General features: G+C 71.2%; 17 protein-coding genes and 1 tRNA gene. 8 read left to right on the top strand and 10 right to left on the bottom strand.

Annotation, left to right across the window (positions count from 1 at the left end; all coding sequences use genetic code 11):
* The first annotated feature begins 202 nt into the window (after nucleotides 1-202).
* Nucleotides 203-287: transfer RNA gene (locus tag ACGFYP_RS03375), tRNA-Leu, on the top strand.
* Between the two features lie 106 nt (nucleotides 288-393).
* On the opposite strand, the gene ACGFYP_RS03370 is transcribed toward ACGFYP_RS03375, so the two are convergent.
* Genes ACGFYP_RS03370 through ACGFYP_RS03360 form a run of 3 tightly spaced genes read right to left on the bottom strand, consistent with a single transcriptional unit; the run spans nucleotide 394 to nucleotide 2,055 of the window.
* The gene (locus tag ACGFYP_RS03370; protein WP_393485826.1) at nucleotides 394-1,104 is read right to left on the bottom strand and encodes a class I SAM-dependent methyltransferase; all 711 of its coding nucleotides are present in this window, start codon (nucleotides 1,102-1,104) and stop codon (nucleotides 394-396) included.
* The gene (locus ACGFYP_RS03365; protein ID WP_393485824.1) at nucleotides 1,073-1,564 is read right to left on the bottom strand and encodes a hypothetical protein; all 492 of its coding nucleotides are present in this window, start codon (nucleotides 1,562-1,564) and stop codon (nucleotides 1,073-1,075) included. The genes ACGFYP_RS03370 and ACGFYP_RS03365 overlap by 32 nt, the downstream gene beginning before the upstream one ends.
* 5 nt (nucleotides 1,565-1,569) lie before the next feature.
* Nucleotides 1,570-2,055 (bottom strand): ATP-binding protein, encoded by a 486-nt coding sequence (locus ACGFYP_RS03360; protein WP_393485822.1) that lies wholly within the window; start codon nucleotides 2,053-2,055, stop codon nucleotides 1,570-1,572.
* Nucleotides 2,056-2,262: 207 nt separating this feature from the next.
* Between ACGFYP_RS03360 and ACGFYP_RS03355 the strand changes: the two genes are divergently transcribed.
* From ACGFYP_RS03355 to ACGFYP_RS03345, 3 genes are all read left to right on the top strand, one after another.
* Nucleotides 2,263-3,135, top strand: a complete 873-nt coding sequence (locus ACGFYP_RS03355; protein ID WP_393485820.1) for a helix-turn-helix domain-containing protein — start codon at nucleotides 2,263-2,265, stop codon at nucleotides 3,133-3,135.
* Nucleotides 3,136-3,372 (top strand): DUF397 domain-containing protein, encoded by a 237-nt coding sequence (locus ACGFYP_RS03350; RefSeq protein ID WP_137992288.1) that lies wholly within the window; start codon nucleotides 3,136-3,138, stop codon nucleotides 3,370-3,372. It begins immediately after the preceding gene.
* A 77-nt stretch (nucleotides 3,373-3,449) separates the two neighbouring features.
* The gene (locus tag ACGFYP_RS03345) at nucleotides 3,450-4,256 is read left to right on the top strand and encodes an SAM-dependent methyltransferase (RefSeq protein WP_393485818.1); all 807 of its coding nucleotides are present in this window, start codon (nucleotides 3,450-3,452) and stop codon (nucleotides 4,254-4,256) included.
* 75 nt (nucleotides 4,257-4,331) lie between these two features.
* Here the strand turns inward: ACGFYP_RS03345 and ACGFYP_RS03340 are convergent, their stop codons facing one another.
* Together ACGFYP_RS03340 and ACGFYP_RS03335 are read right to left on the bottom strand one after the other, a co-directional pair.
* The gene (locus tag ACGFYP_RS03340; RefSeq protein ID WP_393485816.1) at nucleotides 4,332-6,236 is read right to left on the bottom strand and encodes a M64 family metallopeptidase; all 1,905 of its coding nucleotides are present in this window, start codon (nucleotides 6,234-6,236) and stop codon (nucleotides 4,332-4,334) included.
* A gap of 69 nt (nucleotides 6,237-6,305) precedes the next feature.
* Nucleotides 6,306-7,649, bottom strand: a complete 1,344-nt coding sequence (locus ACGFYP_RS03335) for a 6-phospho-beta-glucosidase (protein WP_393485814.1) — start codon at nucleotides 7,647-7,649, stop codon at nucleotides 6,306-6,308.
* Nucleotides 7,650-7,666: 17 nt separating this feature from the next.
* Here ACGFYP_RS03335 and ACGFYP_RS03330 point away from each other — a divergent pair, with 17 nt between their 5' ends.
* Nucleotides 7,667-8,053, top strand: a complete 387-nt coding sequence (locus ACGFYP_RS03330) for a VOC family protein (RefSeq protein WP_393485812.1) — start codon at nucleotides 7,667-7,669, stop codon at nucleotides 8,051-8,053.
* A gap of 13 nt (nucleotides 8,054-8,066) precedes the next feature.
* On the opposite strand, the gene ACGFYP_RS03325 is transcribed toward ACGFYP_RS03330, so the two are convergent.
* Entirely contained in the window at nucleotides 8,067-9,863 is a 1,797-nt protein-coding gene (locus ACGFYP_RS03325; RefSeq protein WP_393485810.1) for an FAD-dependent oxidoreductase, read from the bottom strand.
* Between the two features lie 149 nt (nucleotides 9,864-10,012).
* On the opposite strand from ACGFYP_RS03325, the gene ACGFYP_RS03320 reads away from it, so the two are divergent.
* Entirely contained in the window at nucleotides 10,013-10,495 is a 483-nt protein-coding gene (locus ACGFYP_RS03320) for a YchJ family protein (protein ID WP_393485808.1), read from the top strand.
* A 57-nt stretch (nucleotides 10,496-10,552) separates the two neighbouring features.
* On the opposite strand, the gene ACGFYP_RS03315 is transcribed toward ACGFYP_RS03320, so the two are convergent.
* From ACGFYP_RS03315 to ACGFYP_RS03305, 3 genes are all read right to left on the bottom strand, one after another.
* Nucleotides 10,553-12,640 carry an MDR family MFS transporter gene (locus ACGFYP_RS03315; RefSeq protein WP_393485806.1) on the bottom strand — a complete coding sequence of 696 codons (2,088 nt, stop codon included), beginning with the start codon at nucleotides 12,638-12,640 and terminating at the stop codon, nucleotides 10,553-10,555.
* Between the two features lie 189 nt (nucleotides 12,641-12,829).
* Entirely contained in the window at nucleotides 12,830-14,062 is a 1,233-nt protein-coding gene (locus ACGFYP_RS03310) for an NAD(P)/FAD-dependent oxidoreductase (protein ID WP_393485804.1), read from the bottom strand.
* Nucleotides 14,063-14,225: 163 nt separating this feature from the next.
* Nucleotides 14,226-14,423: a hypothetical protein gene (locus ACGFYP_RS03305; protein ID WP_393486026.1), complete on the bottom strand. Its 198-nt coding sequence runs from the start codon at nucleotides 14,421-14,423 to the stop codon at nucleotides 14,226-14,228.
* A 514-nt stretch (nucleotides 14,424-14,937) separates the two neighbouring features.
* On the opposite strand from ACGFYP_RS03305, the gene ACGFYP_RS03300 reads away from it, so the two are divergent.
* Complete coding sequence (locus ACGFYP_RS03300) at nucleotides 14,938-16,851, top strand: AMP-dependent synthetase/ligase (protein WP_393485802.1); 1,914 nt, start codon at nucleotides 14,938-14,940, stop codon at nucleotides 16,849-16,851.
* A 39-nt stretch (nucleotides 16,852-16,890) separates the two neighbouring features.
* Here ACGFYP_RS03300 and ACGFYP_RS03295 read toward each other — a convergent pair whose 3' ends face one another.
* The gene (locus ACGFYP_RS03295) at nucleotides 16,891-17,949 is read right to left on the bottom strand and encodes an ATP-dependent DNA ligase (RefSeq protein ID WP_393485799.1); all 1,059 of its coding nucleotides are present in this window, start codon (nucleotides 17,947-17,949) and stop codon (nucleotides 16,891-16,893) included.
* A gap of 52 nt (nucleotides 17,950-18,001) precedes the next feature.
* On the opposite strand from ACGFYP_RS03295, the gene ligD reads away from it, so the two are divergent.
* A complete protein-coding gene (gene ligD / locus ACGFYP_RS03290; RefSeq protein WP_393485797.1) occupies nucleotides 18,002-19,021 on the top strand; it encodes a non-homologous end-joining DNA ligase in 1,020 nt (339 codons plus the stop codon).
* Nucleotides 19,022-19,128 lie beyond the last annotated feature (107 nt).

Below are 19,128 nucleotides of genomic sequence, written 5' to 3'. Positions count from 1 at the left end.
CAGGCTAGGCGCCGCCGACCGCTACGCCACGTATGCGCACGACGACACTCGGTGCACCTCTTCGCCCCACCCGCCGCCGATCAAGGACTCAGAGGTCGCCGCACCCCACTGACCACGGGAAACGTGGGTGAAAGGCACCTCGAACCCCTGGTAGAGTTATCCATGTCGCCGCGGGGAACACCCCAAAACGACACAACACCTAGTCCGGGTGGCGGAATGGCAGACGCGCTAGCTTGAGGTGCTAGTGCCCTTTATCGGGCGTGGGGGTTCAAGTCCCCCCTCGGACACAGATCGAGAACGGCCCCAGTTCATCTGGGGCCGTTTTCGCGTTTCCGGCTCGTGGATGCGGCCCCGGAGCCCCCGGCGGAGGACGCCCTGAGCGCCGAGCGGGGATCAGGGCTTTCGTGCCAGTACCAGTCGGAACCTCGGGCTTCCGTTCTCCTGGCGGCCCAGTGAGGTGATCGGTCGGGTCTCCACCGTGAAGCCCGTCCGCGTCAGGCGGTCGCGGACGTCGGCCAGGCGGAACGTCCGGTAGTACATGACGAAGGGTGGGCGCCACACCGCGTTCCGTACGCGCATCACCGCGTCGAAGCCGAGCAGCGTCCAGTACGCGCGGGAGCCGACGGGGGGCGGGGCCGGGAGGGGGAAGGTGAGGAGGCCGCCCGGGCGGAGGGAGCGGTGGATCTGGCGGAAGAGGGTGAGCTGGTCCTTCGGGAGGAAGTGGCCGAAGGCGCCGAAGCTGACCGCCAGGTCGAAGGACGGGGTGAAGGGGAGTGCCAGGGCGTCCGCGCGGATCAGGGTGGCCGTCGGGTCGGCGCGGCGGGCCTCCGCCAGCATCCCCGCGCTGAAGTCGACGCCCGTGACCCGGCCCGCGCACAGGGAGCGAAGCACGGAGAGGCCCGCTCCCGTGCCGCAGCAGAGGTCCAGGCCCGCGTCGAACGGGCCGAGCGGGCGAAGGGCGTCCGTCACCGCCGACAGGATGGGGTCCGGCGTGCGGAACGGCGTCGCGTCGAACTTCCTTGCCAGCAGGTCGTACCCGTGCTCCACCGACGAGAGCGCCTGGACGGTCAGCTCACGGGCGGTCGGGCCCTGAGGGGTGAACATGCTCCGACAGTACGCCGTTGCCCTGCGTGGGGATCAAGCTCCAGGAAGGAGCGGTGCCCGTCAGCTGGCAGCAGAGGAGATAGAGGGGGATCGGCGGGGTGTACGGAGAGGTTCCGTCAGGGTGGTGGATCAGGCGGGGGCGGCGGTCGGGGATCTCCGCGCCCCGGGCGTAGCAGGCCGGCAGCGGCCAGAGCAGGTCCAGGTCCGAGCCGGTCGGGACCAGCCACCACCACCAGTCCGTGTCCGCGTAGACACAGCCCTTCGACGGCAGCCGGGAGAGGATGCGGAAGCCGTAGCGCGCCGGGACGCCGACCGCGTCGCAGCCCAGGGCGGTGCGGAATCCCGGCGGGACGATCAGCCGCGTCGAGCCGTCGCCCGTCGGCGCGGCCGCGCCGGCCGCCCGGGCGGGGTCGCCCCGCTCCGGAACCCTGCGGGACCTCGGCGTCAGGAGGGTCGCCATCGACCTCAGCACGTGTGCCCCATGCCGTGGGCCAGCTCGGCCCAGACCACCCTCGCCGTGCCGTGGCCCGTACTGTCCGACCCCCAGGCGCTCGACAGCCCCTCCACGAGCAGCAGCCCGCGGCCGCGTTCCTCCTCGCCGCAGTCCCTGATCCGCGGATCCGCCGCGCCGCCCTCGTCCCGTACCGCTATCCGCAACTGCTCTTCCCCCTCGCGCAGTTCGCAGACGACATGGCTGCTCGCCGTGTGCACCACCGCGTTGGTGACCAGTTCGGAGACGATGAGGGTGACCGTGTCGCGTATGTCAGGGGCGCAGCCCCAGAGGATGAGCCGCTCCTCCGCCAGTCTGCGGGCCCGCGAGACCGAGGCGGTGCGGGCGGGGAGCTCGAAGGTGAACCGGCGGACGTCGTGGCGGAGGTCATCGGTGCGTGGGCGCTGGTGCATGACGCGGGGGCTCTTGAGCCCTGAGGGGAGCGCGTTACCAGAAGCCACGACCGGTTCCTCACAACAGTGGGTAAGCAGTGCCGTGTGTCGCCCCCGAGGCGGCGCGCGGCAGCAGCGCGTACTGGTTCACCGGAATACTTTGCTCCCGACGCGGACACTTGGCAAGTGGCACTCTGAAAATTGCAGAGTGCTGTGTTCTCTCTGGCCGTGTTCGTGGCACACTCAAGCGAAACAGCGCGTCGGGGAGGTCTGAGAGTGAGCGAGCCGCGGTCCGCCCCCACGGTGGGACAGGTCGTTCTCGGCAGGAGACTGCAGGATCTGCGGGAGCGGGCCGGTCTGAAGCGGGAGGAGGCCGCCAAGGTCCTCCGCGTCGCCCCGGCCACCATCCGCCGCATGGAGACCGCGGAAGTCGCGCTGAAGATTCCGTACGTACAGCTCCTGCTCCAGGCGTACGGCATCAACGACTCCGAGGCCGAGGCGTTCGTCGCCCTCACCGAGGAGGCCAACCTTCCCGGCTGGTGGCAGCGGTTCCACGACGTGCTGCCCGGCTGGTTCTCCATGTACGTCAGCCTGGAGGGGGCCGCCGGCCTCATCCGCGCGTACGAACCCCAATTCGTCCCCGGTCTGCTGCAGACCGAGGGGTACGCCCGCGCCATTCTGCGCAGCGGGGCGGTCGGTGGTAGAAACGCCGAGGACACTGAGGAGACCGAACGTCATGTAGCCCTGCGGATGGAGCGCCAGTCCCTGCTGACCAGGGAAGACGCCCCGAAGTTCTGGGTGATCATGGACGAGACGGTCTTCCGCCGACCGGTCGGCGACGGGCCCGAAGTGATGCGCGACCAGCTCGATCGGCTGCTCGAAGCGTCCGAGCTGCCGAACGTCACCCTGCAGATCGCGGAGTTCGCGTCCGGCCATCATCCCGGCACCTACGGACCGTTCGTCCTGTTCCGCTTCGCCGTGCCCGAACTCCCGGACATGGTCTACAGCGAGTACCTCACGGGAGCCGTCTATCTCGACGCGCGCCCGGAGGTGGCCTCCCACCTCGAGGTCATGGACCGGATGGCGGCCCAGGCCGCGACTGCACAACGCACGAAGGAGATCCTCCGGGGTCTCCGCGAGGAGCTGTGAATGGATCGCATATACAACGGCATGCCCGCCGCGGATCTCGGTGCCGAAGGCTGGCACAAGCCGTGGAGCGGCGGGAACGGGGGCAACTGCGTGGAGGCCATGAAGCTGGCCGACGGCAGAGTCGCCGTGCGACAGTCCGCAGACCCTGAGGGACCCGCGCTCATCTACACCCACGGCGAGATCGCCGCGTTCATCCAGGGAGCGAAATCCGGTCAGGCCGACTTTCTGCTCACCTGACCCCTTCCGTCACACCCCTACCGTCGCGTAACTCTTGCTGCAGTGCCAGTAGTTCCACTCCCGGACCAGGAGCCCCGATGACCCAGGAACCCGCAGCCGTACGGATCGACACCAGCAAGCCGCACCCCGCGCGGATGTACGACTGGTTCCTGGGCGGCAAGGACAACTACCCGGTCGACGAGGAGATGGCCAAGCAGCTCCTCACCCTCGACGCCCGGGGCCGCGACATGGCCCGGGTCAACCGGGCCTTCATGCACCGCGCCATCCGCTGGCTCAGCGCCAACGGCGTACGCCAGTACCTGGACATCGGCACCGGCATCCCGACCGAGCCCAACCTGCACCAGATAGCCCAGCAGGCGGCGCCGGAGTCCCGGATCGTCTACTGCGACAACGACCCGATCGTGCTCGCGCACGCGGCCGCCCTGCTGCGCTCGACCCCCGAAGGGGCCACCGAGTACATCCAGGCGGACGCCCGCGACCCCGAGATCATCCTTGAAAGGGCCGGAAAGGTCCTTGACTTCGACCAGCCCATCGCGCTGTCGATGCTCGCCCTGCTGCACTTCGTCGGGGACGAGGACGGGGCGTACGACCTGGTCCGCAAGCTCGTCGACAAGCTGGCCCCGGGCAGCTACCTCGTTCTCTCGCACGTCACCGGGGACTTCGACCCGGAGGGCGCCGAGAAGGCCGTCGCGATGTACAAGGCACGCGGACTGACCCTGCGGCCGCGCTCGCGCGACGAGCTGGCCGCGTTCTTCGAGGGCATGGAGCTCGTCGAGCCCGGGGTCTCGCTCACCGCCGAGTGGCACCCGGAGCTCGGGGAGGTCGTCCCGGTCCAGGGCGACGACCCGATCCCGGGCTGGGCCGCCGTCGGCCGCATCGCCTGAGCGGCTGACGTCCCTCGGTAAGCACACGTCGAGGCCCGCGGACCCCGTCACGGTCCGCGGGCCTCGTGCGTTCCGTCAGCCCCGCGGCTCGACCAGCGTCACCAGGAAGGAGCTCGCCGGACCCACGTTGCCCGCCGCGTCGATCGTGCGGTACTCGACCGTGTGCGTGCCGTAGTCCGGCGTGGCGTCGTCCCACGGCACCGCGCGGCTGCGGCCCAGCTTCCCGTGGACGAGGTCGTCGATGACCGTGCCGCTCGGCGAGAAGCGGAACGGCGCATCGGCGTCGGTCGGCCAGCCGTAGTACGTGTACCAGCCGTCGCCGTTCACCCGGAACTGGCGGACCACCGAACCGGGTTGGTCGTCCCGCGCCGAGAGGCTCATCGTGAACGGGCCGTCGTAGACGTACTCGACGGGCCGGCCCGGTCGGTTCACCGTACGCAGCGGTGCGGACAGTTCGTACGACGCCGTCGCCGGACGGGCGTCCACCGTCCACCGCAACTCCGCCCCCGTGCCCGGGATTCGGGCGGTGAGGGTGTGGGCGCCGGGGGAGAGGCGCAGCGAACGCAGGTCCAGATCACGGTCGTTGCCCGGGTTCGCCATCGGGCGGCCGTCGAGCCACCACCGGACGGAGAGGGAGCGGCGCGTCGGATGGGTGGTGTCCGCGTGGACCACCGACCGCGCGCCGACCGGTGCCGTCGTCGGTGTGTGACCCGTGAACGCCGCCGCGACGGCGTCCTCCGGGGTGCTCAGGGCGGGGTCCACGGTCCAGCTCACCGTACGGGTCAGCGCCGACGAGCCGCGTACCGCCGGGTCACGGACGAAGGGCGTCGGGTCGCTCGCCGTCGCCGTCAGGGTGTGCGAGCCGGGGGAGAGGCGCAGTGAACGCAGGTCGACCGTACGGGCGTTGCGGGTGTCGAGCGTCCGGCCGTCCAGCCGCCACACCACGTCGAGTTCACCGCCCAGCGGGTGCAGCGTGTCCACCCACACCGTCCGATCCGCCCCGAGCGGCGTCGAGTTGGGCGTGTGGCTCTGGACGAGGTTCACCTTCGCCGAGATCGCCCGCACCATCACCTCGCGCTCGACCTGGTCGAAGGCGTAGCCGAGCGTCTTCATGATCGAGTGCCGGCTCGGCCGCCATATGCCCGTGGTGCTGTACAGGCCGCCCTCGTGCCGGCCGATGACACCGCCTGCCTCGCTCGGTTCGCCCAACCAGCGCCACCACTTGGCGCGTTGCTCCCGCATCTGCCGCTCGGTCAGCAGGCTGTGGTGCGCCGACGACGGCTCCGCCCCTTCGTACGCCCCGCCCGCGACGCCCCGCGCGTAGTAGTCGTACTCGTCCTGGAGTCCGCCGAGCGAGTGGCCTATCTCGTGCGGGGTGATCAGCGAGGAGAGCGCGTTGCCGCCGGACGCGGTCGCGTAGCTGCCGCCCGCGCCACCGTAGGTGTCGCTGTTCGCGAGGGCCACGATCTGCCGGTTGGCGGCGCGCGTGCCCGGGACGAGATCGGCGAGCGCGGCGGCCTTCGCACTGTCCACGGTCAGCAGCCGCTGTACGCTGTCCGGGTTGCAGCCGCCCCAGAAGCCCATGTTCAGCGGGGTGTCGCGGCGGGGCGCGTCGAGCCCCGGATCGCAGTCCACGCCCGACTCCGGCGAATCGACCTCCACCGCCCAGACGTTGATGTACGAGCGGTACGAGGCGAACGGCTCGATGCTCCACAGCACACCCAGGTGTTTGTCGACGTCCGCCCGGAAATCGGCCGTCTCCTCCGTGGTGTAGCCGTCGCCCGTCACCACCAGGTTGAAGCGCTTGTCGGCCGGTCCGGTGAGCTGGACCGGGACGACGCGCGCGGCGGCGAGGGCGGGGTCGGTGGGTGCGGCGGACTCGGCGACCGCCGGTCCGGCGTACACCAGTCCGGCGGTCAGCAGACAGCCCGTGGTGAGACGGACGATCGTCCGTCGAAAGCGTGTGCCAGGTGAGTCCATGGGGCGCGAGCGTAGGCCGCGCCCCCGGTTGCGTAAAGATGTTCGCCGGACAGCCCTCCGTGCGTCGATTCAGCGGCGCAGGTACGCCAGTTCCGGATGCTCGGCCGTGTAGCCGTCGACCAGCCGCCGCGCCACCGACACCGAGTCGACCAGAGGATGCAGCGCGAACGCCATGACCGCCGTCGCCCGCGACCCGCTCTCCGCCGCCGCGAGCACCTCGCGTTCCACCGCCTTCACCGCCGTCACCAGACCCACCGCGTGGTACGGCAGCGGTGCCACGGAGACCGGATGGGCGCCGGCCGCGTCCACGAAGCAGGGCACCTCGATCACCGCGTCCGCGTCGAGCACCGAAAGGGTCGTGCCGTTACGGACGTTGAGGATGAGCGTGGCCCTCTCGTTGCGGGCGATCGCCCGCATCAGCGCCAGGGCCACCTTCTCGTACCCGCCCGACTCCAGGTCCTCCTCGTCCCGCTCCCCGACCCCTGCCGCCTCCCGGTTGGCGGCCATGTAGGTCGCCTCCCGGTCGGCGAGCGTGCGGTGCCAGGCGGCCAGCGGAGGCGTGTCCGGCTTCCCCATCTCCGCGTAGAAACCGGCCTGTTGGTCGCGGAGGTAGGCGCCGCGCGTCCGTTCCGCCTGCTGGTAGGCGTGGACGGCCTCGCGGTTGAAGTAGTAGTAGTGCAGGTACTCGTTCGGGATCGCGCCCAGCGAGCGCAGCCACTCGGGGCCGAAGAGCCGGCCCTCCTCGAAGGAGCCGAGGGCCTGCTCGTCCGCGAGCAGCCTCGGCAGCTCGTCCCGTCCGCCGACCCGCAACCCCCGCAGCCAGCCGAGGTGGTTGAGGCCCACGTAGTCGATCCACGCCTCGGCCGGGTCGGCGCCCAGGATCCGCGCGACCCGCCGGCCGAGCCCGACGGGGGAGTCGCAGATGCCGACGACCCGGTCGCCGAGCACCCGGGACATCGCCTCCGTCACCAGGCCCGCCGGGTTGGTGAAGTTGATGACCCAGGCGTCCGGGGCGAGGGCGGCGATCCGCCGGGCGATGTGCACCGCGACCGGCACCGTCCGCAGACCGTAGGCGATCCCGCCCGCGCCGACCGTCTCCTGACCCAGGACCCCCTCGGCGAGCGCGATCCGCTCGTCGGCCGCCCGGCCGTCGAGGCCGCCGACCCGGATCGCCGAGAAGACGAAGTCCGCTCCGCGCAGCGCCTCGTCCAGATCCGTCGTCGCCGTCACCTCCGGGGCGTCCGGCACACCCGCGCCCTGCTCCGCGAGGACCCGGGCGATCGCCGAGAGCCGTTCGCCGTCGAGGTCGTGCAGCGTCACCCGGGTGACCCGCCCCTCGGCGTGGTCGCCGAGCAGGGCGCCGTAGACGAGCGGGACCCGGAATCCGCCGCCTCCGAGAATCGTCAGTTTCATGGTCGTACGCTACTGCGATGCACGTACTGAGCAGCCGGATCCTGCTCCGGCCGTCCGACCCCGACCGCTCCCGGCAGTTCTACGGAGACCGGCTCGGCCTCACGGTGTACCGCGAGTTCGGCACAGGACCCGACCGGGGCACCGTCTACTTCCTGGGCGGCGGCTTCCTGGAGGTCTCCGGGCGCGCCGCCCCTGCCGAGCCCGCGCCACGGCTGCGGCTCTGGCTCCAGGTGGCGGACGTGCGGACGGTGCACCGGGTCCTCGTCGAGCAGGGCGTCGAGATCCTGCGGGAGCCGGTGACCGAGCCCTGGGGACTGGTCGAGATGTGGATCGCGGACCCCGACGGCGTGGAGATCGTCGTCGTCGAGGTCCCCGAGGACCACCCCTTGCGCTATAGCCCCTGAGCGGCCGGACGGATCACCCCACGTCGAGCGCGTTGCGCAGGCCCATCCGGAAGCGCAGCCGGTCGTGCCGCTTGAGCGCCTCCAGCTCCGGGGCGCGGAAGAGCGGCTGGACCGTGCAGCGCGCGGCCGTCGAGCCCGTACGGTCGAGCAGCGCGTTGACGGCCTGCCGGGCGGAGGCGTTGGCGCCCTCCATGGTCGCCAGGTCGATGTCGACGGCCACGAAGTCGCCGGCCAGATAGAAGTTCGGGACCCTCGTGGCGGCCTGCGGGCGGTTGTGGAAGGTGCCGACCGGGTGGATGAGGAGCTGGTCGTCGTTGGTCGGGTTCGGGGTGCCGAGGCCGTCCACGCCCGGGTCCAGGAACCAGGAGTGCAGGGAGCCGTCCTTCAGGACCGTACGGCCCGTGTCGTTGAAGCCGGCCTTCAGCTGCGCCCACACCTCGCGCGCCACTTCCGTACGGGTGCACTGCTTGGCGGTCTTGCCGTACAGGATCCCGGGCCGGTCCCACTCCGAGATGTCCACCGACAGACAGTCCACGACCGACCCGTCGCCGTAGTCGGCGGGGAAGTCCCGGGTGGGCCAGTGGTGTGCCTGCTGGATGCAGGTCAGGGACCAGGGGGAGTCGATCAGGTTGGCGTGCCCGGCGAGCAGCGGCGCCTTCTCGGTCAGATAGAACTGGATGCCCGTCATCCAGTCCGTCTCCAGCTTGTCGCACCGGGCCAGTTGGGGGTCGGCCGCGCGGAGGGCGGCGCCCCAGGTCCGCCGGGCGTGCTCCACGGGCATGGCGGAGATGTAGTGGTCGGCGGTGACCGATCGGCGTACGCCGTCCGGGTCCTCGATCACGGCGGCCGAGATCCGCTGGGCCGCCGCGTCGTACGCCATCTCCCGTACCGTCCAGCCGACCCGGAACTCCACGCCCAGGGACGTCAGATGGCTGACCCAGGGGTCGATCCACGCCTCGTTGGTCGGCAGGTCGAGGATCCGGTCGAGCGGTCCGTCGGCGCCGCGTCCGAGCGCGTTGAAGGCGAAGGCCTCCAGGAGGGTGGCGACCGTACGGGTGCTGGCCTCCTCGGCCTTGGTGGCCACGATGTTGCGGGTGAGGCCGACGGCGAGGATGCGCTGGTAGTCGTAGCTCATCCGGTCGGCCCGCAGGAAGTCCCACCAGGGGGTGGCCTCCCAGGTCCCGTTCCGCCGCTCGTCGCAGCTCGTGAGGAAGACCAGGAAGCGGTTCACGAAGTACGCGGCCTCGTGGAGCGGAATCGATCGGGCGGTCTCCATGAGCGCGGTCAGGGCGCGGCGGATCTCGTCGAGAGTGAGCTCGGCGGGCCGGTGGCCGGGCCAGGGGAGCGGGATGCGCAGGTCCTCACGGCCGGTGCGGGTGAAGGCCATCTCGGCCGGTGCGACGAGGTTGTCCCAGACGCCGTTGGCGTTCCCGGGGAAGGGAATGCGCCGCATCGTGTCGGGGAGGTTGTGGTAGATCCCGGGGATGAAGCGGAAGCCGTGCTCGGCGGGGAGCGCCCGCCGACCGCCCCGGGCGCTTCCGGGCACGTCCATCGAACGGGCCTTGCCGCCGAGCGCCCGGCGCTCGTAGACGGTGACGCGGAAGCCGCGTTCGGCCAGTTCGTGCGCGGCGGTCAGGCCCGCGACGCCGCCGCCGAGTACGGCGACGGCCGGGGGTGCGGCCTGCTCGGCGGCGCCGGTCGTGGCGGCCGCGTGGGCCGGTACGGCTCCGACGCCGGCGGTGGCGGCGGCCGCGGTGACGGCGGCGGCCGTGCCCACGAAGGTGCGTCGCGAGGTGCCCGTACGGTTCATGCCCCAGCCCCTTTGCCTTACCGGCGGTAACGGTCACGTCCGGCGCAGGAGCATAAGGGTGTCCACCCGTCCCCGGAAGCACCGTGCAAGCCCCCACGGCACACATGGCGCGATCCCGCCCCCGCACGGCGCACGACACAATGGGGGCCATGTCCCGCCGTAATGCCCGCAAGAACCCCGTCCGCCCGGCCGCCGTCCCCGCCGTCACCGCGAGCTCGCCCTGCCCCTGCGGCCTGCCCGCGCCGTACGCGGAGTGCTGCGGACGCTTCCACGCGGCGGCCGCCGCAGCAGCTTCCTGGGCAGCCGCTCCCGCCGTCACCGCCCCCACCGCCGAGCTGCTGATGCGCTCCCGCTACAGCGCCTTCGTCGTCCGCGACGCCGGGTACCTGCTGCGCACCTGGGCCCCCGAGACCCGCCCCGGCGAGCTCGACCTCGACCCGTCGATGCGCTGGGCCGGCCTGGAGATCCGCGAGACGACCGACGGCACGGCGTTCCACCGGTCCGGAACCGTCACCTTCGTCGCCCGCTACACCCACGGCGGGGAGGCCGGCGCGCTCCACGAGCGCAGCCGCTTCCGCCGCCACGAGGGCGCGTGGGTGTACGTCGACGGCGACTTCGTCGACGAGCTCTGAGCCCGGAGCCCTGAGCCTGAGCCTGAGCCTGAGCCCTGGGGGCTGGGGGCCGCCCCGTCAGGACGTGACGCCCACCGGCTCGCGTCGGCTGCGCGGCATCCCCTGCGCCAGGTCCTCCGCGATCAGCTTCTTCGTGATCGCGTCCGTCGCCGCCCTCAGCTCCGGGCCGCTGGGCCGGCCGGTCTCCTGCTCGACCCGGTCGCTGAGCCAGTCGCCCCAGGCGTGGGTGATCACCTCGGCCTCCCGCTTGCCGGCCTGGGTGTGCGACAGGAGGTTGCCGTCCCGGGTCAGGAACCCCTCGTCGACCATGCGCTGGAAGACCGGCAGCAGGACTTCCGGGGGGACCCGCCGTCCGGCGGAGATCAGGCCGAGGCTGGCGTGCCCGACCGTCCGCGTGAAGAGCTCGACCTGCATCACCGCCCACGCGCCCGCCGTGTCGAGCCGGGTGTCGGATTCGGCGACGATCCGGCGCGCGGTGTCCAGGTCGGTCTTCCGCAGGATCCGTCCGACGGAGAGTTCGAGCAGCTTGGCCGAGTTGCCCGACGAGGTGGGCGACGCGAAGCCCTCGCCCATGTCGGGTGCCGAGGCGCGGGCGGTGTCCCGCAGCGGTACCTGCTTGAGGAAGAGCGCCACGACGAAGCCGATCGCCGCGACCGGCACCGTCCAGAGGAAGACCGTGTGCAGGGTGTCCGCGTACGCCTGGACGATCGGCGCCGCCACGTCGTCCGGCAGCCCGTGGAGCCCGGCCGGGTTCTGCGCGGCCTCGGCGATCGCGGACGGTTCCAGGGTCGGCCCGGCGACGGCCGTCGCCTCGCCGACGCCCTGGGCCAGGTTGGGCTTCAGGGAGTTGGCGTAGATCGTGCCGAAGACCGCCGTGCCGAAGGAGCTGCCGAGCGTACGGAAGAAGGTGACGCCCGAGGTGGCGGTGCCGAGGTCGGCGTACTCGACCGTGTTCTGCACGGCGATGGTGAGCACCTGCATGCACAGACCGATGCCGGCACCGAGCACGAACATGTACAGCGACTCCAGCCAGGCGCTGGTGCCCGTGTCCATCAGGGACAGCAGGAAGAGGCCGACGCCCATCACCAGACAGCCCACGATGGGGAAGATCCGGTAGGTGCCGGTCTTGCTGACGACGTTGCCGCTGTAGATCGAGGCGATCAGCAGACCGATGACCATGGGGAGGGTCCGGATGCCCGAGATGGTGGCGGAGTCGCCGTCGACGTACTGGAGGTAGGACGGCAGGAAGGTCATCGAGCCGAGCATCGCGAAGCCGACGACGAAGCTCAGCACGGAGCAGACGGTGAAGACCGGATTCGCGAACAGCCGCATGGGCAGCATCGGTTCGGCCGCGCGGGTCTCCACCCAGCAGAACAGCGCGAGCGCGATCAGACCGCCGACGAAGAGCCCGATGATGACGCCGGAGCCCCAGGCGTACTCGTTCCCGCCCCAACTGGTCGCCAGGATCAGGGCGCTGGACCCGGCGGCGACGAGCGCGATGCCCGCGTAGTCGATGATCGGCTTGCTCGCGGACCGTACGGAGGGGATGGTGCGGGCGGCGGCGATGACGACGAGGATCGCGATGGGGACGTTGACGTAGAACGCCCAGCGCCAGCTCAGATGGTCGGTGAAGAGCCCGCCGAGCAGCGGGCCGATGACGGTGGAGATGCCGAAGACGGCACCGATCGCGCCCTGGTACTTGCCGCGGTCGCGCAGCGGGATCACATCGGCGATGAGCGCCATCGAGGTGACCATGAGACCGCCGGCGCCGATGCCCTGCAGTCCGCGCCAGACGATCAGCAGCGTCATGTTGGTGGCGAGGCCGCAGAGGAAGGAACCGGTGATGAAGACGATCGCGGAGATCTGGAAGATCACCTTGCGGCCGAACAGATCACCGAACTTGCCGACGAGGACGGTGGCGACCGTCTCGGCCAGCAGGTAGGACGTGACCACCCAGGACATGTGGGCGGCGCCGCCGAGGTCCGAGACGATCGTCGGGAGGGCGGTGCCGACGATGGTCTGGTCGAGGGCCGCGAGCAGCACACCGAGCATGATCGTGCCGAAGACGATGTTGCGGCGGCGGCTGTCGAGCACGGGCGGCGAGGCGGCCGGGGGCGCGGGTGCGGCTTCGCTGGTGGTGGTCACGTTCGCAGCCTCACACCGGGTGGCGCCACCCGCATGTGGGGGACACCCGAACCGGTGCGGTGCCGGGCCGGCGCCTCGAACGGGCTAGGGTCTTTCGTTCGGATCAGGGCCGGATCAGGGCCGGATCAGGGCCGGATCAGGGTCGGGGCGACCCTGATCCGCCGGACAGGCCCTGAGCCGTGCCGTGGGTCAGGCCGCGTGGGGTGTCTGGTGGCTCATCCGTTCCTGCATGTGCCCGAAGAACTCCTCGGGCGGCGTCACCCCCGCTGTGACCCGGGCGAACTCGTCCCGTGCCGAAGGGCTCTCGGACGCCGCGAGGAGCAGTTGCTGCATCTCGGGGGGAGGCGGCTCCATCGTCGCGAAGTCGGCCGTGAACTCGTACATGCTCATGACCTGGGCGTCCCGTTCCTCCTGCGCCGCGCGCATGGCCTCGTCGAGCGGCCGGCGGCCGGCGAGTACGTCGTCGATCGCACGGGTGCATCGCTCCGCGTCCCGGAAGGCGTCCTGGATGCCCTGGGCGGTGATGGGGTCCTTCAGGTATCCCGCGTCGCCGACCAGGACCCAGCCCGGGCCGTAGGGCTTGCGGAAGTAGTTGGGGATGGCCATGCCGACGAACCGCTCGGCCCGTGTCGCCCGGGCGATCCGTTCGGCGAAGGCGGGCGCCAGGGCCAGCGTGGCGTGGTAGTTGCCTTCGACGTCGTCCCGGTTGGCCTCGAAGTCCCGCATGGGCCAGCCGCAGATGACCAGCGACAGATCGTCGTTGGTGGGCCATGCGGCGAAGGCGCGTTCCCCGCGGTCGTAGGCCTCGAACGTCCCGTGCATGGGCATCCCGGCCCAGTACGAGTAGTAGTAGGCGTTGATCTTCGGCTTCTCCGCGTAGCCGACGGCGCCCGTCGCCCTGGCGACGGACGAGTGGAGTCCGTCCGCGCCCACGACGATCCGCGCGTGCGCGACGGCGGTCGTTCCGTCCTTGCCGTGGCCCCTGATACCGGTCACCGTCTCCCCGTCGAACAGGATCTCCTCGACGCTGAAGCCCTCGCGCACCTCGGCGCCGGATTCGGACGCGGCGTCGACGAGGATCTTGTCCAGGACGGTGCGGCGCGGTGCGTACGAGGCCTCGAAGCCCTCACCGGCCGGGGACCCGACGATGGAGATCGGTCCGAGGTCGAAGGAGTAGGTGTCGATGGGCGGACACCCGGTCTCGACGACCCGTTCCAGCAGCCCCCAGCGGTCCAGCGCGGCCAGACCGGGCGGATGGACGAGATGCGTGGAGATCGTGTCGCTCGGGAATGTCGCCCGGTCGACCAGGAGGACCCGGTGGCCCTGCCGGGCGAGGAGCATCGCGGTGGGGGCGCCCGCACAGCGTGCGCCGACGACGATCACGTCGTGGTCGTGGGCTCCGCCGCCGGCTGTGCCGGTCATGGATCTCACCTGCCGATCGGGCCCATCGCCACAGAACGGCGGGCCGGACGAACGGGGTGTCCCAGCCGTCGCCGCAGAGCATGGTTGCCCTCTTCCACGCTAGACCAGATTCGCTTCCTGGTCTCGGCAGACCGATGCTTGTTCGCGCCGTCGCCTCGACCGGCTAGCGCGGGCGGACCGGAAGCAGCGGGTGGTGCTGGGCCAGGATCTTGTTCGCCCGGGCCAGCGCGGACAGCGCGTGCTCCCGGTCCGCCCGGTCCTCCGCGCAGAGCGGTCCCCGGAACCGCAGCACCTCGCGCGCCGCGCAGTCGGCGTCGACCTCCGCCTGCAGGACGTGCAGCGGCAGGCAGGACCCGATCATCGCGGCCACGCGGTCGGGGATCGGGACGGGTACGAGAGGCGAGGGCGAGGTGATCACGTGTCAGTCCTTGTGGGTCCGGGTATGGGTACGGGTTCGGGGTCTTCCCTATCCATACGTACAGGATGGGCTTCCTGGTTCGGAGACGGGGTTGTCTCCGTGGGGCAACGGCCCGGCGCTGGTTCGGCGGGGTGTACGGATGGAAGGGGCCCGGCCCCGGACCGCGCCGTGCCACACCTCGCGGTGTTCCCGCAGGTGCGCGCCGCGTGGGCCGATCTTCCTCCGCGCGGGGCTCGCGGAGTCGCTTGATTGTTCGTCGAACGAGGACTCGGGGACCCGCACGCCGATGTGAAGCATCTCACTCCTGGCGACACGGGCCCGCCGACGGAATCCACGCCGGGGCCGATCGTGCGCGGAAGGTTGAAATCTGGTTACGGGTGAGTAAGTTGACTTGGCGGTAGGTCAACCGGAGGTCCCGCTCGTTCCCCGTCCGCATGCCGCGAACAGGAGCCCCGCCATGGGCGTACGCAAGGACTTGAAGCAGGCCAGGAAGCGCCCGGATCTGGTCGGCCGCTTTCCCGTCCGGCTCGTGCGGGAGGACGGCGTCGTCCGGGAGGCGCACACGGCTCTGCCGGCTGGGCCCGCGCCCTCCGGGACCCCCGCCGACATCCCCTTCGGCCACGCGACCGCCGACCCCGGCGCGATCGTCATGCGCCGCCAGGAGCACGGGAACTGGCGAGCCGTCACCGCCGCCGAGTTCGCCGGCGACGTCATGGCCGTGGCGAAGGGGTTGATCGCGGCGGGCGTCGAACCCGGCGGGCGGGTCGGGCTGATGGCGCGTACCGGATACGCCTGGGCCGTGCTCGACTTCGCCATCTGGTCGGCCGGTGGACAGACCGTCCCCGTCTATCCCACGTCCTCGGCCGAGCAGGTCGCCTGGATCCTGCGCGACTCCGGCACCCGCCACGTCGTCACCGAGAGCGCCGAGCACGCCGCCACCGTCGCCGAGGCCGCCGCCACCCTCCCGGACCCGGTCAGGACCTGGCAGACCGACTCCGGTGGGCTGGCCGAACTCGCCGCCCTGGGGGCCGAGATCGCCGACGAGGTACCCGCCGGGCGCCGCGCCGCGCTCACCCCGGACACCGTGGCGACACTCTGCTACACCTCCGGCACCACCGGCCGCCCCAAGGGCTGCGCCCTCACCCACGGCAACCTCCACGCCGAGGCGCGCGCCACGGTCGAGCTGCTGCATCCGGTCTTCAAGGCGGTCACGGGCCAACCCGCCTCGACCCTGCTCTTCCTGCCGCTGGCCCACATCCTCGGACGGGTCATCCAGCTCGCCTGCCTGATGGCCCGCATCGAGATCGGCCAGTTCCCCAGCATCAAGCCCGACGAACTCCGCCCCGAACTACGCAAGTTCAGGCCGACGTTCGTCGTCGGCGTGCCGTATCTCTTCGAGAAGATCCACGACACCGGCCGGGCCACCGCCGAGAAGCTCGGCCGCGGCGCCTCCTTCGACCGCGCCGACGCCATAGCCGTCCGCTACGGCGAGGCGTCCCTGCGCCATGTCCTCGGCACGGGAGCCCGCCCCGGCGCCGGTCTCACGGCCGCTCACGCCCTCTACGACCTGCTCGTCTACCGGCGGATCCGCAAGGAGCTCGGCGGGAACCTGCGGTACGCCATCAGCGGCGGTTCCCCGCTCGACAGCCGCCTCAGCCACTTCTTCTACGCCGCCGGGGTCCTCGTCTACGAGGGCTACGGCCTCACCGAGACGAGCGCCGCCGCCACGGTCACCCCGCCCCTGCGCCCACGGCCCGGCACCGTCGGCCGTCCCGTGCCGGGCACCGCCGTCCGGATCGCCGACGACGGAGAGGTGCTCCTCAAGGGCCCCATCGTCTTCACCGCGTACTGGAACAACCCCGAGGCCACCCAGGAGGTGCTGCGGGACGGCTGGTTCGCCACCGGCGACCTCGGGGCCCTCGACGAGGACGGCTACCTCACCATCACCGGCCGCAAGAAGGACATCCTGGTCACCTCCGGCGGCAAGAACGTGTCGCCCGCCGTCCTGGAGGACCGGCTGCGCAGCCGTCCGCCGGTCGGTCAGTGCCTGGTCGTCGGCGACAACCGCCCGTACATAGCGGCGCTCGTGACGCTCGACCCGGAGGCGATCCAGCACTGGCTGGCCGTACGGAAGAGGCCGGCGGACACCCCCGTGGCCGCGCTGGCCGAGGACCCGGAGCTGGTCGCCGACGTCCAGAAGGCCGTCGACCACGCCAACCGTGCCGTCTCGCGCGCCGAGTCGATCCGCCGATTCCGCATCGTGCCGGGGGAGTTCAGCGAGGAGAACGGGATGCTCACCCCGTCCCTCAAGGTGAAGCGGCACGCGGTCATCGCGGGGTTCGGGGCGGAGATCGACGCGCTGTACGACTGATGCGACGCTGTATGGCTGACACACCGTCATCAACAGGGTCTACGTCAGCACTTCGGAGAGGTCGTAGGAGACCGGCTCCTCAAGCTGCCCGTACCCGCAGGACTTCGGCGCCCGGTCCGGCCGCCACCGCTTGAACTGGGCCGTGTGCCGGAACCGGTCGCCCTCCATGTGGTCGTACCCCACCTCGCAGACCCGCTCCGGCCGCAGCGCCACCCAGGACAGGTCCTTCTTCCCCGACCAGCGGCTCGGCGCGCCCGGCAGCCGCGCACCCGCGTGCGCGGCCTCCTCGGCCCAGGCCGCCCAGGGGTGCCCGTCGGGCGGGTCCATCCGCAGCGGCTCCAGCTCGGTGATCAGCTCCTCGCGGCGCTTGGCGGTGAAGGCCGCGCAGACGCCGACGTGCTGGAGGGTGCCGCCGTCGTCGTACAGGCCGAGCAGCAGCGAACCGACCACGGGACCGCTCTTGTGGAAGCGGTAGCCGGCCACCACCACATCGGCCGTCCGCTCGTGCTTGATCTTGTACATCAGCCGGGCGTCCGGCCGGTACGGCAGATCCAGCGGCTTGGCGATGACCCCGTCCAGGCCCGCCCCCTCGTACTGCTCGAACCAGCGCGCCGCCACCCCCGGATCCGTCGTCGCGGGCGCCAGGTGGACCGGGGCGTCGACCCCGCGCAGGACCTCCTCCAGGGCGGCCCTCCGGTCGGTCAGGGGGGTGTCGAGCAGCGAGTCGTCGTCGAGGGCGAGCAGATCGAAGGCGATGAACCGGGCCGGGGTCTTCCCGGCCAGCATCCGTACCCGCGAGTCCGCGGGGTGGATGCGCTCGGTGAGCCGGTCGAAGTCGAGCCGTCCGTCGTGCTCGATCACGATCTCGCCGTCGACCACGCACCGCCGCGGCAGCCGGGGGAGCAGCGCCTCGACCAGCTCGGGGAAGTAGCGGGTCAGCGGCTTGCCCGTACGGCTGCCGATGACCAGCTCCGGGCCGTCGCGGTGCACGATGGCGCGGAAGCCGTCCCACTTGGCCTCGTACTGCATGCCCGGCGGAATCTTCTTCACGGCCTTGGCCAGCATCGGCTTCACGGGCGGCATCACCGGCAGATCCATGGACCGATTGTCTGGTATGCGAGGAATGTCGGCGAGCCCTACGCTGACACGCATGGCGAGCAAGACGGCAGCGGTGGAACTGGAAGTCGGAGAGCGGACCGTACGCGTCTCCAATCCGGACAAGGTGTACTTCCCCGAACCCGGCTACACCAAGCTCGACATGGTCAGCTACTACCTGGCCGTCGGCGACGGCATCACCCGCGCCCTACGGAACCGGCCCACGACCCTGGAGCGCTACCCCGACGGGGTGACCGGCGAGTCCTTCTTCCAGAAGCGCGCCCCCAAGTACCTCCCGGACTGGATCCCGACCGCGCACATCACCTTCCCCAGCGGGCGTTCCGCCGACGAGATGTGCCCGACCGAGCCCGCCGCCGTCCTGTGGGCGGCCAACCTCGGCGCGGTCACCTTCCATCCCTGGCCGGTGCGGCGCGAGGACACCGACCACCCCGACGAGCTGCGCATCGACCTCGACCCCCAGCCCGGGACCGACTACGCCGACGCCGTGCGCGCCGCCCACGAACTGCGCGCCGTCCTGGACGAGCACGGGCTGCGCGGCTGGCCCAAGACCTCGGGCGGCCGCGGCCTGCACGTCTTCGTGCCGATCGAGCCGAGGTGGACCTTCACGCAGGTCCGCCGCGCGGCCATCGCCTGCGGCCGCGAGCTGGAGCGCCGGATGCCGGACCGCGTGACCATCAAGTGGTGGAAGGAGGAGCGCGGCGAGCGGATCTTCGTCGACTACAACCAGACCGCCCGCGACCGTACGATCGCCTCCGCCTACTCCGTACGGCCCCGCTCGCACGCCCCCGTCTCCGCGCCGCTGACCTGGGACGAGATCGACGACGCCACGCCCCGGGACTTCGACATCAAGACCATGCCGGCCCGGTACGCGGAGGTGGGCGACGTCCACGCCGACATGGACGACCACCGGTTCAGCCTGGAGGCTCTGCTCGAAACGGCTCGCCGCGACGAGGCCGAGCACGGGCTCGGCGACCTGCCGTACCCACCGGAGTACCCGAAGATGCCGGGCGAACCGAAGCGCGTACAGCCGAGCAGGGCGAAGAAGACCGACTGACCACGGCCGGCCGGAAAGCCTTCCGGGACCCGTCCGAAAACCCGGCCCGGAGCCCGGCGGGAAGGCCCCCTGGCGGGTTCCGGCGGGGGCGTCGGCACGCGCGCGTG

It is taken from the genome of Streptomyces sp. NPDC048370 (genome assembly GCF_043200825.1).
In the GTDB taxonomy this organism is placed as follows: domain Bacteria; phylum Actinomycetota; class Actinomycetes; order Streptomycetales; family Streptomycetaceae; genus Streptomyces.
The sequence above is the reverse complement of the archived record's forward strand: the minus strand, read 5'-3'. Positions and strand labels throughout refer to the sequence as shown.